14 protein-coding genes are annotated in these 12,038 nt (G+C 67.9%); 1 reads left to right on the top strand and 13 read right to left on the bottom strand.

Annotated features, from left to right (window positions below; genetic code table 11):
• Positions 1 to 3: 3 nt before the first annotated feature.
• The 11 genes from AAC979_RS12815 to AAC979_RS12865 form a co-directional block, all read right to left on the bottom strand.
• Positions 4 to 459, bottom strand: coding sequence for a CBS domain-containing protein (locus AAC979_RS12815; protein WP_371347264.1), 456 nt, complete (start codon positions 457 to 459; stop codon positions 4 to 6).
• A 243-nt stretch (positions 460 to 702) separates the two neighbouring features.
• A complete protein-coding gene (locus AAC979_RS12820; RefSeq protein ID WP_371347265.1) occupies positions 703 to 2,106 on the bottom strand; it encodes an NAD(P)(+) transhydrogenase (Re/Si-specific) subunit beta in 1,404 nt (467 codons plus the stop codon).
• Between the two features lie 8 nt (positions 2,107 to 2,114).
• Positions 2,115 to 2,609, bottom strand: a complete 495-nt coding sequence (locus AAC979_RS12825; protein WP_371349053.1) for a proton-translocating transhydrogenase family protein — start codon at positions 2,607 to 2,609, stop codon at positions 2,115 to 2,117.
• A 295-nt stretch (positions 2,610 to 2,904) separates the two neighbouring features.
• Positions 2,905 to 4,080, bottom strand: a complete 1,176-nt coding sequence (locus AAC979_RS12830) for a Re/Si-specific NAD(P)(+) transhydrogenase subunit alpha (protein ID WP_371347266.1) — start codon at positions 4,078 to 4,080, stop codon at positions 2,905 to 2,907.
• 8 nt (positions 4,081 to 4,088) lie between these two features.
• A complete protein-coding gene (locus tag AAC979_RS12835) occupies positions 4,089 to 4,382 on the bottom strand; it encodes an aa3-type cytochrome c oxidase subunit IV (protein ID WP_371347267.1) in 294 nt (97 codons plus the stop codon).
• A gap of 88 nt (positions 4,383 to 4,470) precedes the next feature.
• Positions 4,471 to 5,841, bottom strand: coding sequence for an ABC1 kinase family protein (locus AAC979_RS12840; protein ID WP_371347268.1), 1,371 nt, complete (start codon positions 5,839 to 5,841; stop codon positions 4,471 to 4,473).
• A gap of 73 nt (positions 5,842 to 5,914) precedes the next feature.
• Positions 5,915 to 6,412, bottom strand: coding sequence for a DUF6790 family protein (locus AAC979_RS12845; protein ID WP_371347269.1), 498 nt, complete (start codon positions 6,410 to 6,412; stop codon positions 5,915 to 5,917).
• A 27-nt stretch (positions 6,413 to 6,439) separates the two neighbouring features.
• Positions 6,440 to 7,378, bottom strand: coding sequence for a DUF3445 domain-containing protein (locus AAC979_RS12850; RefSeq protein ID WP_371347270.1), 939 nt, complete (start codon positions 7,376 to 7,378; stop codon positions 6,440 to 6,442).
• Between the two features lie 123 nt (positions 7,379 to 7,501).
• Positions 7,502 to 7,924, bottom strand: coding sequence for a hypothetical protein (locus tag AAC979_RS12855; RefSeq protein WP_371347271.1), 423 nt, complete (start codon positions 7,922 to 7,924; stop codon positions 7,502 to 7,504).
• Between the two features lie 186 nt (positions 7,925 to 8,110).
• Entirely contained in the window at positions 8,111 to 8,746 is a 636-nt protein-coding gene (locus AAC979_RS12860; RefSeq protein ID WP_371347272.1) for a YigZ family protein, read from the bottom strand.
• A gap of 122 nt (positions 8,747 to 8,868) precedes the next feature.
• Positions 8,869 to 10,134: an MgtC/SapB family protein gene (locus AAC979_RS12865; protein WP_371347273.1), complete on the bottom strand. Its 1,266-nt coding sequence runs from the start codon at positions 10,132 to 10,134 to the stop codon at positions 8,869 to 8,871.
• Positions 10,135 to 10,285: 151 nt separating this feature from the next.
• Between AAC979_RS12865 and AAC979_RS12870 the strand changes: the two genes are divergently transcribed.
• Entirely contained in the window at positions 10,286 to 11,041 is a 756-nt protein-coding gene (locus AAC979_RS12870) for a hypothetical protein (RefSeq protein ID WP_371347274.1), read from the top strand.
• Here AAC979_RS12870 and AAC979_RS12875 read toward each other — a convergent pair.
• Together AAC979_RS12875 and trxA are read right to left on the bottom strand one after the other, a co-directional pair.
• Positions 11,023 to 11,529, bottom strand: coding sequence for a DUF1993 family protein (locus AAC979_RS12875; RefSeq protein WP_371347275.1), 507 nt, complete (start codon positions 11,527 to 11,529; stop codon positions 11,023 to 11,025). The genes AAC979_RS12870 and AAC979_RS12875 overlap by 19 nt on opposite strands.
• Before the next feature lie 136 nt (positions 11,530 to 11,665).
• Positions 11,666 to 11,986, bottom strand: a complete 321-nt coding sequence (gene trxA / locus AAC979_RS12880; protein ID WP_371347276.1) for a thioredoxin — start codon at positions 11,984 to 11,986, stop codon at positions 11,666 to 11,668.
• Positions 11,987 to 12,038 lie beyond the last annotated feature (52 nt).

Raw genomic sequence — 12,038 nt, forward strand, 5'->3', positions numbered from 1 at the left:
CGCTTACGCGGAAAGCGGTGCCGCCGCCACGCCCAGGGTCGGCTCGCCCGCCAGTCCCGCGGCAGCGCGGACATCATGGGCGATCACGTCGCGTATGCTCAGCACGCCAACCAGCTGGTGCTCTTCCATGACCGGGAGATGGCGCACATGGTGGGTGTCCATCAGCGCCCGGACATGGTCGACCGTGTCTTCCATCCGGCAGGAGATCATGTTGCGCGACATCAGCTCGCCGACGGTGAGCCGCAGCGCGCCCACGCCGCGCTCGGCCACGGCGCGGACCACATCGCGTTCGGAAAAGATGCCGACCACGGTGACGCCTTCGGAGCCGCAGGCATCCTTCACCACCACGGCGCCGATGCGCTCGCGGTTGAGCAAAGTCGCTGCCATTTCAACGGTTTCGCCCATGCGGATGGTCGGCACGCGGGCGCTTTTCAGCTTCATGAGATCGGCGACAAGCATGGCGTATCCCCTCTGGTGGAGCCTCAACTGTCACGCTTCTTTGTCTTTGGTCTAAGTCTGGTATGCAATACACACGCCGTCAACGAAATCCGTCGCGGCGGTGCAGCATCCACGCCCCCCCATGCAAAAAGGCCCGCCTTGAGGCGGGCCTTTTCGGGTGTTCGGCGCGTGGCCGATGAGTGCGGTGAGGTGGACGATGAGACCGATCCGGCCGGATCGCGCCCCCCCCGCCCTTTGCCCCCCTCAATGGCTGAGGTTCTTCACCACGTCCTCGACCATCTTCTTGGCGTCGGCGAACAGCATCATCGTGTTGTCGCGGAAGAACAGCTCGTTCTCCACGCCGGCATAGCCCGCCGCCATGCCGCGCTTGATGAACAGCACCGTCTTGGCCTTCTCCACATCGAGGATCGGCATGCCGTAGATTGCCGAGGTCGGGTCGGTCTTCGCCGCCGGGTTGGTCACGTCATTGGCGCCGATGACGAAGGCGACATCGGCCTGCGCGAACTCGGAGTTGATGTCCTCCAGCTCGAACACCTCGTCATAGGGCACGTTGGCTTCGGCCAGCAGCACGTTCATGTGCCCGGGCATGCGGCCGGCGACGGGATGGATGGCGTATTTCACCTCGACGCCTTCCTCCTTCAGCTTGTCGGCCATCTCGCGCAGCGCGTGCTGGGCCTGCGCCACCGCCATGCCGTAGCCCGGCACGATGATGACCTTGGAGGCGTTCTTCATGATGAAGGCGGCGTCCTCGGCCGAGCCCTGCTTCACCGGGCGCGTTTCCACCGCCCCGGCCGGGCCGGAGGCGCTGTCGCCGCCAAAGCCGCCCAGGATCACCGAGATGAAGGAGCGGTTCATGCCCTTGCACATGATGTAGGACAGGATCGCGCCCGACGAGCCGACCAGCGCGCCGGTGATGATCAGCGCGGTGTTCTGCAGGGTGAAGCCGATGCCCGCCGCCGCCCAGCCGGAATAGGAATTGAGCATCGACACCACGACCGGCATGTCGGCGCCGCCGATCGGGATGATGATCAGCCCGCCCAGCACCAGAGCGGCGATGACGATGAGCCAGAACACGGTGTGGCTCTCGGTCGCCACCAGCACGCCGATCAGCACCACGATCAGCCCGGCGAGCGAGGCATTGATGAGGTGGCGCGCCGGCAGCAGGATCGGCTTGCCCGACATGTTGCCGTTGAGCTTGGCGAAGGCGATGACCGAGCCGGTGAAGGTGATGGCGCCGATGGCGACGCCGAGGCTCATCTCGATCAGCGCCTGGGCATGGATATGGCCATCGCTGACAATATGGAACGCCGCCGGCGCGTAGAGCGCCGCCGCCGCCACCATCACGGCGGCGAGGCCGACCAGCGAGTGGAACGCCGCCACCAATTGGGGCATCTGCGTCATCGCGATCTTGCGGGCGATCACCGCGCCGGCGCCGCCGCCCAGCGCCAGGCCGCCGAGCACCAGCGCCCAGCCGCCCGGGCCGGCCGGCGGCGCGGAGCCGAGCGTCGTCAGAATGGCGATGGTCATGCCGACCATGCCGAAAATATTGCCCTGGCGCGAGGTCACCGGGCTGGAGAGCCCGCGCAGCGCCAGGATGAACAGCACGCCGGAGACGAGATAGAGCAGCGCGACAAGATTGGCGTTCATGGTCGCGCTCACTTCTTCTTCGAGTACATGGCGAGCATGCGGCTGGTCACCAGGAACCCGCCGAAGATGTTCACCGCCGCCAGGACGAGGCCGACAAAGCCGAAGCCGCGCGCCCAGCCCGTGCCCTCGGCCCAAAGACCGTCAGCGCCAACCGTATCGACGCCGACCGCGAGCAGCGCGCCGACCACGATCACCGAGGAGATGGCGTTGGTGACGCTCATCAAGGGCGTGTGCAGCGCCGGGGTCACCGACCACACGACGTAATAGCCGACGAACACCGCCAGCACGAAGATGGCGAGCTGGAACACGAAGGGGTCGATCGCCCCGCCGGTCAGCGCATGCGCGGCGTTGCCGGCGAGTTCCGCATAGCTCTGCTGCGCCGCCTGGGCATAGGCCTGCGCCGCTTCCGCCGCCTGCCGCGCCACTTCCGCCGCCATCCGCGCCCCTTCGGCCGCGTTCTGCGCCATCGCCCCCTGCCCTGCCGCCTCGGCGGCGCCGGGCATGTTCTGGGCGAGTATCACGCCCCCTGCCGGATTGGCCATTTCCTCGATTCCCTTGTCTCTGTCTCTTGGCGGCGCCGCTCAGCCTGTCGGCCGGACGCCCGATCGGATCCGTGATGATGTCGTCATCCCGGAACCGCCAGTGGCGGCCTCCGGGATCGCAGGCAAAACAGGCGGGCGCCGGACGGGCGCCGGGCCGGCGGGCGTTCCCCTCCCTCTGAACCCCTCATCCCCGTCCCCGGATCAAGTCCGGGGACGGGCATGAGGAAGAAAGGGTGCCGCCCTCAGCCCACCCGGCTCACGCCGCCGACGCGCCCTCGGCCGGTGTTGCAGCGGGCTCCGCCGGACGGAAGCCGGGATGCACCACCGCCCCGTCCTTGGTCAGCAGCGTCGCCTTCACCAGCTCGTCGTCCCACTTCACCGCGAGCGCCTTCGACCCCTTGTCCACCAGCGTCTCGACAAAGGCATAGAGGTTCTTGGCGTAGAGCTGCGAGGCGGTCGCCGCCAGGCGCCCCGGCACGTTGAGATGGCCGACGATCTTGACCCCGTTCGCCGTGGTCACCACCTCGCCCGGCACGCTGCCTTCGACATTGCCGCCGCGCTCAACCGCGAGGTCGATGATGACCGAGCCCGGCTTCATCGACGCCACCATGTCGGCCGACACCAGCTTCGGTGCCGGGCGGCCGGGGATCAGCGCCGTGGTGATGACGATGTCCTGCTTGGGCGTGTGGCTGGCGACCAGCGCCGCCTGCTTGGCCTGGTATTCCGCCGACATCGCCTTGGCGTAGCCGCCGGAGGTTTCCGCCTGCTTGAACTCCTCGTCCTCGACCGCGATGAACTTCGCGCCGAGGGATTCGACCTGTTCCTTCGCCGCCGGGCGCACATCGGTGGCCGAGACCACCGCGCCGAGACGGCGGGCCGTGGCGATGGCCTGAAGGCCGGCGACGCCCGCGCCCATGATGAAGACGCGCGCCGCCGGCACGGTGCCGGCCGCCGTCATCATCATCGGGAAGGCGCGGCCGAACTCGGAGGAGGCGTCGATCACCGCGCGGTAGCCGGCGAGATTGGCCTGGGAGGACAGCACGTCCATCACCTGCGCGCGGGTGATGCGCGGCATCAGCTCCATGGCGAACAGCGACACGCCGGTGCCGGCGATCTCGGTCAGCGCGGCCTCATGGCCATGCGGGTCGGCGATGGCGATGACCAGCGCGCCCTTATTGGCGCCCGTCAGCGCGGAAGCCTCCGGCCGGCGCACCGCCAGCACAATATCGGCGCCGGCGACGGCGGCGGCATTGTCCGCCACCACGGTCGCGCCCGCGCCCTCATAGTCGGAATCGCCAATCCCCGACGCCGCCCCCGCCCCCGACGCGACAACAACCGTCGCACCAAGACCGACATAACGCTTCACCGTGTCGGCGGACGCGGCGACCCGTGGCTCCGAAGCAGAGCTCTCTTTGACAATCGCGATACGCATGGCTGGTCTCAGGAGGTGATGATCAGGGCGAGCACGAGAACGCCGAGCAGGCCGAACAGCAGCTTGGGCTTGCCGTCTTCCGAGGCGAGGCCGATGGCGCAGGCGGCGACCGAGGCGAGCGTGCCGATGGTGAAGATGCCCCAATGGCCGTTGGCGCCGCCAATGGCGAAGGCGACCATGAAGCAGGACAGGGCCAGCGTGCCGACCAGCGTCAGCTTGGTGAAGAACTGATAGGTGCCACGGTGCTCGGCATAGTCGTTACCGTCCGCCTTGGCGTATTCGGTCACTCCGTGATCGGCCATGTCGACCCCCTCCCAAAGAATAATGAGCGCGCGATGCTCCGCTTTAGCGGAAGACTCCGCCTGCGGCAACGGCGCGCGCCGGGGCAGGTCAGCGCAGGCCGGCCTCCACCAGCGCGGCGCCTTGACGCGCCGCCACGCTCTCGACCGTGAAATCGGCGATCGCTTCCTCGAACAAAGCGTGGAAATTCAGCTCCGCCTTGAGGTGCAGGAACACCCCGCCAAGGCCGATGGCGGCGCGGTCCATGAAGACGAATTCGCGCGGCACCCGCACCGGGCCCTGTTCCTTCAGCGCGCGATGCACGGTGAAGGCCTCGCGCCGGCCATATTCACCCGGCGCCACGCCATCGGCGATGGTGCGGACGCGATCGTCGAGCAGCGGGCCATAGATGAAGCGAGCCCAGATGTTGAGCACGTCGATCAGCGCGCGCGAGAGGCCGCGGAAGCCCCAGACCTCATAGGCATGGACGATGCGGGCCTCGTCCCCCGCCTGCAGGCCGCGATAGAGATCGACCACGCCGCCGACGAAGCTGGGCGGGAAGATGCGGATGCAGCCATAGTCGAGCAGGTTGATACCGGCCGGCGACGCCTTCTCCCCGCCCGCCTCCTCGAACACGGTGTAATTGCCGAGATGCGGGTCGCCATGAATGACGCCATAGCGCGAGAACGGCCCCCACCACGCCGCGAACATGGCGCGGGCGATGGCGTTGCGCTCCTCGAGCGAATGGTCGACGAAATCCAGCAGCCGCCGGCCCTCCAGCCAGTCGAGCGTGAGCAGGCGCCCGGTGGAGAGGTCGGGATGCACGCGCGGCACCCGCACCATCGGCTCCTGCGCCAGCATGGCGGCGTAGAGCCCGGCATGGGCGGCCTCGCGCTTATAGTCGAGTTCCTCGCGCACCCTTTCGCCGATTTCCTCGGCGATCTCCACCGTGTCGATCGCCGGGTCCATGCGCCTATGGATCGCCAGCAGCACGCCGAGCTGCCGGAGATCGGCCTCCACCGCCGACTGCATGTCGGGATATTGCAGCTTGACCGCCAGAGATGTGCCGTCGAGGGCGCGGGCGCGGTGCACCTGGCCGAGCGAGGCGGCGGCGGCGGGCTCCTTGTCTAAAGAGAGGAAGCGCGCCTGCCAGTCCGGGCCGAGCTCGGCCACCATGCGGCGCTTGACGAAGGCCCAGCCCATGGGTGGGGCCTGGTTCTGCAGCGTGGCGAGTTCCTTGGCGTATTCGGGCGGCAGCGCGTCGGGGATGGTCGCCATGAGCTGGGCGACCTTCATGATCGGCCCTTTCAGCCCGCCGAGCGCCGCGGCGAGCGCGGCGGCGTCGCCCTGCTTCGCGCCATTGCCGAACAGGCGGGTGCCGGCCATGCGGGCGGCGACGCCACCGACGCTGGTGCCGACGCGGGCATAGCGCAAAGCGCGGGCGGACAGGCGGTTGGCTTCGCGGTCGGGAGAATCGGTCAAGGCAGCCTCGCGGGATGGCCCATCACTTAGGCCGAACCGGACGCGCGGCAAGCGCGCCCGCCGGAGCGGGCCATCACCTCTTCGGTACGGGTCCGAGCACGCGCTGGATCAGCAGCAGGCCGAGCACAGCGAGCGGGGTGAGGAAATCGGTGTAGAAGATCGGCCCGGCATTGCCGCTGGCCATATTGCCGGTCTCCTCGATCTGGATGGCATGGCCGATGCCGGCGCCGCCGAGAAAGCCGAGCGCGACGATGCCCACCGCCGCGCGGTAGCCGGGCGAGCCGAGAAAGGCGCCGATCACCCCGGCGACGCCGATGCCGAGATTGGCCATGCCGACCTCGAACTGGAACGGGCTCGGCGCCCAGCCGATCGAGGCCGCCGCCTGCGCGGCGAAGAACACATGGCCGAGAAACGCCCACAGCCCCATCAGCCCGACCGGGAAGAGCAGGATATAGCGCAGCAGCTGGTCCACCACCACCGCGAGCGAGAACGGGTGCGGCCCGCGCCACGACATGAGCAGGGCGACGCCGATGGCGAGCGCCCAGGCGATCAACGGAACCCAGAAAACCATCGGCGCATCCCCCTGCCCGGCTGAAAACTACTCCCCGGCGGCGAGACGCTCCAGCGCCGCCGCCACCGCGTCGCGATGCGCGGTCAGTCCCTTATAGGCGAGTTGGTCGGCATCGAGGCCGAGAATCTGTTCGCGCAGCGAGGCGGCGAGGCTGCGCCCTTCCGGGTGGCGGCGGAAGGCGAGGAACGGGTCGACATGAATGCGGATGGTGAACAGCATGTCGCCGCTCTCCGGCAGGCGCCGCAGCGTCTGCCGCTCCACCCGCACGAAGGCTTCCGGCGCCAGTTGGTCGGGATCGTCGAACCAGTGGCGCGGCCGCTCCTTGGACTCGGGATGGTGCAGCTCGTCATCGGGATAGATCGACCAGTTCACCCGCCACACCGGCTGGTCGACCTTCAGATTCTCGAAAATGCGGTTCATCACCCGGGCGAGCTTGCTCTCATAGCCCGGCACCGCGCGGTGGAGTTCGTCCAGCGACTGGCCGAATTTCTCGGTGAGCGACCAGGCGGAGGGAAAGCACAGCACGGCGGCGACGAGGCGATAGCCGGCCTCGCCTTTGCGCAGCAGCACGAGATCGTCGGAGACGATCTGGCCGGCGACGGCCAGCGGGGCTTCGCGCTCATCGTCGAGATCGAAGGTTCGGCCGGTCGCCGCCACGGTGAGGTCGCGGCCCTCCAGCCGGTACTGCGCGGGAAAGCGCGCGGTGAGATGTTCCACCAGCAGGTCCAGCGTCTCGCGCTGCGCCGCGCGGGTGTCCGGCTCCTCGCACAGCACGATGTCGCGCTTGTCGCGGATCAGCGCCGCGCGCTCTGCCAGCGTGGCGGCGAGATCGGTGTCGGGCTCGATCCATTCGGCAAGGTCGAGCGGGGCGAGGCCGACGGAGAACGCCTTGCGCGACCCGTCATAGGGGGTGTGGGCGAAGGGCGCATCCTCATGCGGGACGGGCGGCGGGGCGGCGATGTTCATCGAAGCGTGCTCGGCTGGCAGGCGCGGACGGCGCCCGCGCGGCCACAGCTTAGAACCTGTGCAGGCTTTTCGTCAGCCCAACTTTTCGCCAACGGTACGAGAGGCGGAGAAAAACCACGAGGACTAGCCGATCAATTCAATCTCCGGAAAAGGTTGGTAAACAGCCTCGCGACAATGCGCTTCTATCTGGCCTGCGAAGTCAGGACCGGACAGAACCAACTGAATTTGCTCACCATTGAATGCCAGCAACGTCAATTGCTGACCAGCATAGGCACCCATCCTATTTTTAGCGTTAGCCCGAATACATACAATCCAGGCCGACCTCGGAATAGGCGTTTGTCCATCAAAAATATAATTTACATACAATGGGTTAGAAATGTAAGCATCCCGAACGCTATATGGATCGAAAAACGATGCGCGCACTTCCGTAACAGCGATTTCTCTATAACCTTGAGGTGGCGGACCCATTTCAGAAATAGATGAATTAGATGAATTTGTATTACAGCCAATCAACAATGCCGCGAGCGCCAAAGGCGCGATCTTCATGATCGGGTGTCGCATTGATGACTAACTCATCTAGAAACCTCGCAAGGTTACAATTACGCGACTCTGAGACGCGGAACGCAACTCTTAATTTTGGCAAAATCTCGAAAGGTCATTTATCCGCATGTCGGCTGGCAGGCGCGGACGGCGCCCGCGCGGCCACAGCTTAGAACCTGTGCAGGCTTTTCGTCAGCCCAACTTTTCGCCAGTGCCGTTTTCCCTCGGCGCCGCACCCTCCCAGCGCATCGGCGAGCGTCCGCTGGTGAGGTCGGACAGCAGCCGCTCCACCGTGCCGGCCTCGGCATGCGGTGCCGAGACGGCGAGCACGGCGCCGCTGCCGGTGAAGGACTGCACCGCCACCTCGACGCCCGGCAGCGCGCCGAGCCGCGCCTGCACCAGAGCCAGATCGCCGAAGCCGCATTCCGCCGTCCCCGCCACGGTTTCCACCAGCGCGACCTTGCCGGCCTCGCGCAGGCACAGCGCCGCCGTGCCGCCATAGGCGCGGATGAGCCCGCCGCTGCCCAGAAGAATGCCGCCGAACCAGCGCGTGACCACCACGGCGACGCGGTCGAGCCCCTGCCCGTCAAGCGCGGCGAGGATCGGCTTGCCAGCGGTGCCGGAGGGCTCGCCATCATCGCTGAAGCGGTAGGCCGGCCCGAGCCGCCACGCCCAGCAATTATGATTGGCGGCGGGATCGGACTGCGCGGCGATGAACGCTTTCGCCGCCGTCTCGTCCGCGATGGGGCCGGCGGTGGCGCGAAAGCGGCTCTTCTTGATCTCTTGCTGCTGCGTGGTGACGCAGGTGAGGGTGAAACGGTCGGCCATGCGCCCCCTTAGGGCATTTCACTGTTTCATGGAAACAGTGAAATGCCCTAACTCTTTCTTTTGTCGCGTTTTCTTCACGCGAACCGGTATCCACTTCGCTCGAAAACGCTCTAGAGCACGTTTTACCGCAGCAGCAGAACCGAACCGGCGGCCAGCAGCGCCAGCGCCGTCGCCCCGGCGAGCGCGAGGGCGAAACGCGGCGCGCCGAGCAGCGCGGCATAGGCCGTCTTCGCCAGCATGTTGGCCAGCACGGCGAGGCCCAGCGCCCGCGCCGCCACGGCGGCATCAAGGGTAGGCAGCATGCCGGCCACCGTTACCGTCACCGCGTCGACATCGGCGAGGCCGGAAAGGGCGGCGGCGGCATAGAGCCCGCCATCGCCCCAGATTTCGCTGGCGACCCGCGCGGCGAAGGCGACCGCCACCAGCAGCAGCGCCATCTTGAACACGGCGAGAAGATCGAACGGGTTACGCGGCTCCGGCCGCTCTGCCTCCCCTTTGCCGCGCGCGACGCCGTGGATCAGCACCAGCGCACCGGCGAACATCACCGCCGCCCCGGCCGCCAGTGGCAGCAGCAGCCGCTCGGTCAGCGTCGGCAGCAGAGCCGACACCAGCAGCGCGGTGCGCAGCAGCGACACGCCGCCCGCGCTCACCGCCCCCGCCGCCAGTGCCCGCACCCCCTCGCTCTGGCGTGAGCGGCGGGCATTGGTGATGGTGGTCGCGGTGGAGGAGATCAGCCCGCCAATGGTGCCGGCCACCAGTTCGCCGCGCGTCGCCCCGAACAGGCGCACGGCGATGTAGCCGCAGAAGGAAATGGCGGCGAGCACGATCGCCATCGCCAGGATGCGGGCCGGCGAGATGCCGCCATACGGGCCGATCGGCTCGGCCGGCACGATGGGCCGCAGCACGAAGGCGAGCGCCAGCAGGATGAGCGCCGAGCGCAGTTCCGCCCAGCGCAGCCGGCGGATCGCCCGGTGCAGGAAATCGCGGCTGGCAAGAATCACCGCCAGCACCACCCCGCCGGCCGAGGCGAGCGTGACATCGCCGAGCAGCGCCAGCGCGCCGAGCGCGAAGGTCAGCATCGCCGCCACCACCGCCGTCGCGCTGAAGCGGTTTTCCGCCACGCCCTCACGATACTGGAACAGCGCGATGACCGCAGTGAGGGTGACGAGAAAGCCGACCAGCACCAGCCCCGGCAGCGCGGCGGGCGCAAGCAGCCGCTCCAGCAGGCCGGCAAGGCCGCCCAGCATGCCGATGAGGGTGAAGGTGCGGATGCCGGCGGTGCGGGCGCCGTCATCCTCGTCGCGCTCGCGCCAGTGCCGCTCCACCCCCACCAGCGCGCCGATGGCGATCGCCAGCGCCAGGCGGCGGAAAATCTCCATCTCGTCCATGCCGGCCTCGCCTCCCGGCCCCGGGGCCGAATGCGGACTATCGGCCGGGGCCCCTGGCGCCGGCAAGCGGAGGACTACGCAGGCTCCGCGCCGTCTCGACAGGAAGAGGGATTTCCGCCATGTCCTCGGCACGACGAGGCGGGAGGCCGGCATGCGGGGACAGGGGGTGAAGAGGGGGCGGCGGCTCGCCGCTCTGGGGCTTTTCGCCCTGCTTCTCGCGGCGCCGGCCCATACCGACGCCCAAGCCGACGCCCAAGCCGGGGCTCCCGCAGGCGCTCCCGTCTGGCCGGACGACGCCGTCCACCGCCTCGCCGCGCTGGCGCTGCTGCAGACGCTGAACGCCGATCTGCTGTCCAATCCCAGCGCGACGCTGACGCTGGACCGCTGGTGTGCCACGCACCGGCTGGCGGAGCAGCCCACCATCGTCGCCGACCGCGTGCGCGGGCAGGACAAGCCGGCCGGCCCGGAGATTCGCGCTCTGCTCAAGGTCGATGCCGACGCGCGGGTGAATTACCGCCGGGTACGGCTCACCTGCGGCGACAAGGTGCTGTCGGAAGCCGATAACTGGTACCTGCCGGCGCTTCTGACCGCGGCGATGAACACGGCGCTGGAGACCACCGACACCTCTTTCGGCCGGGTGGTGAAGCCGCTCGATTTCCGCCGCACCACGCTCGGCGCGCGGCTGCTGTGGCAGCCACTGCCCGAGGGCTGGGCGATGGGTGCGCCGCTGCCGCCCGCCGGCGACGGCGCCCTCGCCCTCCCGCCCTTCGTGCTGGAACACCGCGCCGTGCTGACGCTCCCCGACGGCACGCCATTCAGCGCGCTGGTCGAGAGCTACACAAGCCAGACGCTGGCCTTTCCCGCGCCCCCGCTTGCCGCGCCGCAGCCTCAGGGCGCGCCGAGATAATCCATCTTGCCCACCGGCACGCCCTTGTGGCGCAGGATGTCGTAGGCGGTGGTGACATGGAAGAAGAAGTTCGGCAGCGCGAAGGTGAGCAGATAGCTCGTGCCGACGAAGTGCCGCTCGCCGCGCCGCGACTTCTGCACGATCGCGCGCGTCTCGCTGCCCTCGAAGCCCGCGGGATCGACGCTGGCGAGGTAATCCCGCGTGGCGGCGATGCGCTGGTGCAGTTCCTCGAACGTCGTCTCGGTGTCGGGGAAGCTCGGCGCATCGGTGCCGGTCAGCCGCGCGGCGGCGAATTTGGCGGAATCGCACGCGCTCTGCACCTGGCCGGTCAGCGCGAACATGTCCGGCGCGAGCCGTGCGGAGGCGAGTTCCGCGAGATCGAGCCCGGCGGCGGCGGCGTGTTCCTCGCCCTTGCGCAGAATCGCATCGAGATTGCCCAGCGCGCGCTGGAACACGGGAACGGAGGCGTCATACAGGGAAAGCGGCATGGAAATCTCCAGAAGGGGAGTGCGACAGGATCATCCGCGCCACATCATCGTCCGGCGATGGCACGCGCGGCGGGAACGAAAAACCCCGGCGCGGAGGACCGGCCGGGGTTGTTCGCGGGGAGCAGGGAGCAGGCGATCAGATCGCGCTGCCGACCCAGCTCAGCATCTTCGCTTTCGGCGCCGCGCCGACCTGACGCGAGGCAAGCTGGCCATCCTTGAACAGCAGCAGGGTCGGGATCGACATGATGCCGTATTTGGAGGCCGTCGCCGGATTCTCGTCGACGTTCAGCTTGACGATCTTCACCTTGTCGCCGAGCTCGTTCGCCATTTCATCGAGCACCGGGGCGACCATGCGGCAGGGACCGCACCATTCCGCCCAGAAATCGACGATCACGGGAGAAGACGAGTTCAGCACCTCGGACTCGAAATTCTGGTCCGAAACCTTTTCGACGCCCATTTGGACACCTTTCTAGAATCGTGTGATTTCCACAGAAGTTGACGGGAAGGTA

The organism is Ancylobacter sp. IITR112 (assembly GCF_041415945.1).
In the GTDB taxonomy this organism is placed as follows: Bacteria; Pseudomonadota; Alphaproteobacteria; order Rhizobiales; family Xanthobacteraceae; genus Ancylobacter.

Bases quoted from the DNA above. Each gene is read 5' to 3' on its own strand.
- AAC979_RS12815 (WP_371347264.1), bottom strand. From the start codon at position 459: ATGCTTGTCGCCGATCTCATGAAGCTGAAAAGCGCCCGCGTGCCGACC.
- AAC979_RS12820 (WP_371347265.1), bottom strand. From the start codon at position 2,106: ATGAACGCCAATCTTGTCGCGCTGCTCTATCTCGTCTCCGGCGTGCTG.
- AAC979_RS12825 (WP_371349053.1), bottom strand. From the start codon at position 2,609: ATGCCCGGCGCCGCCGAGGCGGCAGGGCAGGGGGCGATGGCGCAGAAC.
- AAC979_RS12830 (WP_371347266.1), bottom strand. From the start codon at position 4,080: ATGCGTATCGCGATTGTCAAAGAGAGCTCTGCTTCGGAGCCACGGGTC.
- AAC979_RS12835 (WP_371347267.1), bottom strand. From the start codon at position 4,382: ATGGCCGATCACGGAGTGACCGAATACGCCAAGGCGGACGGTAACGAC.
- AAC979_RS12845 (WP_371347269.1), bottom strand. From the start codon at position 6,412: ATGGTTTTCTGGGTTCCGTTGATCGCCTGGGCGCTCGCCATCGGCGTC.
- AAC979_RS12850 (WP_371347270.1), bottom strand. From the start codon at position 7,378: ATGAACATCGCCGCCCCGCCGCCCGTCCCGCATGAGGATGCGCCCTTC.
- AAC979_RS12855 (WP_371347271.1), bottom strand. From the start codon at position 7,924: ATGAAGATCGCGCCTTTGGCGCTCGCGGCATTGTTGATTGGCTGTAAT.
- AAC979_RS12860 (WP_371347272.1), bottom strand. From the start codon at position 8,746: ATGGCCGACCGTTTCACCCTCACCTGCGTCACCACGCAGCAGCAAGAG.
- AAC979_RS12865 (WP_371347273.1), bottom strand. From the start codon at position 10,134: ATGGACGAGATGGAGATTTTCCGCCGCCTGGCGCTGGCGATCGCCATC.
- AAC979_RS12870 (WP_371347274.1), top strand. From the start codon at position 10,286: ATGCGGGGACAGGGGGTGAAGAGGGGGCGGCGGCTCGCCGCTCTGGGG.
- AAC979_RS12875 (WP_371347275.1), bottom strand. From the start codon at position 11,529: ATGCCGCTTTCCCTGTATGACGCCTCCGTTCCCGTGTTCCAGCGCGCG.
- trxA (WP_371347276.1), bottom strand. From the start codon at position 11,986: ATGGGCGTCGAAAAGGTTTCGGACCAGAATTTCGAGTCCGAGGTGCTG.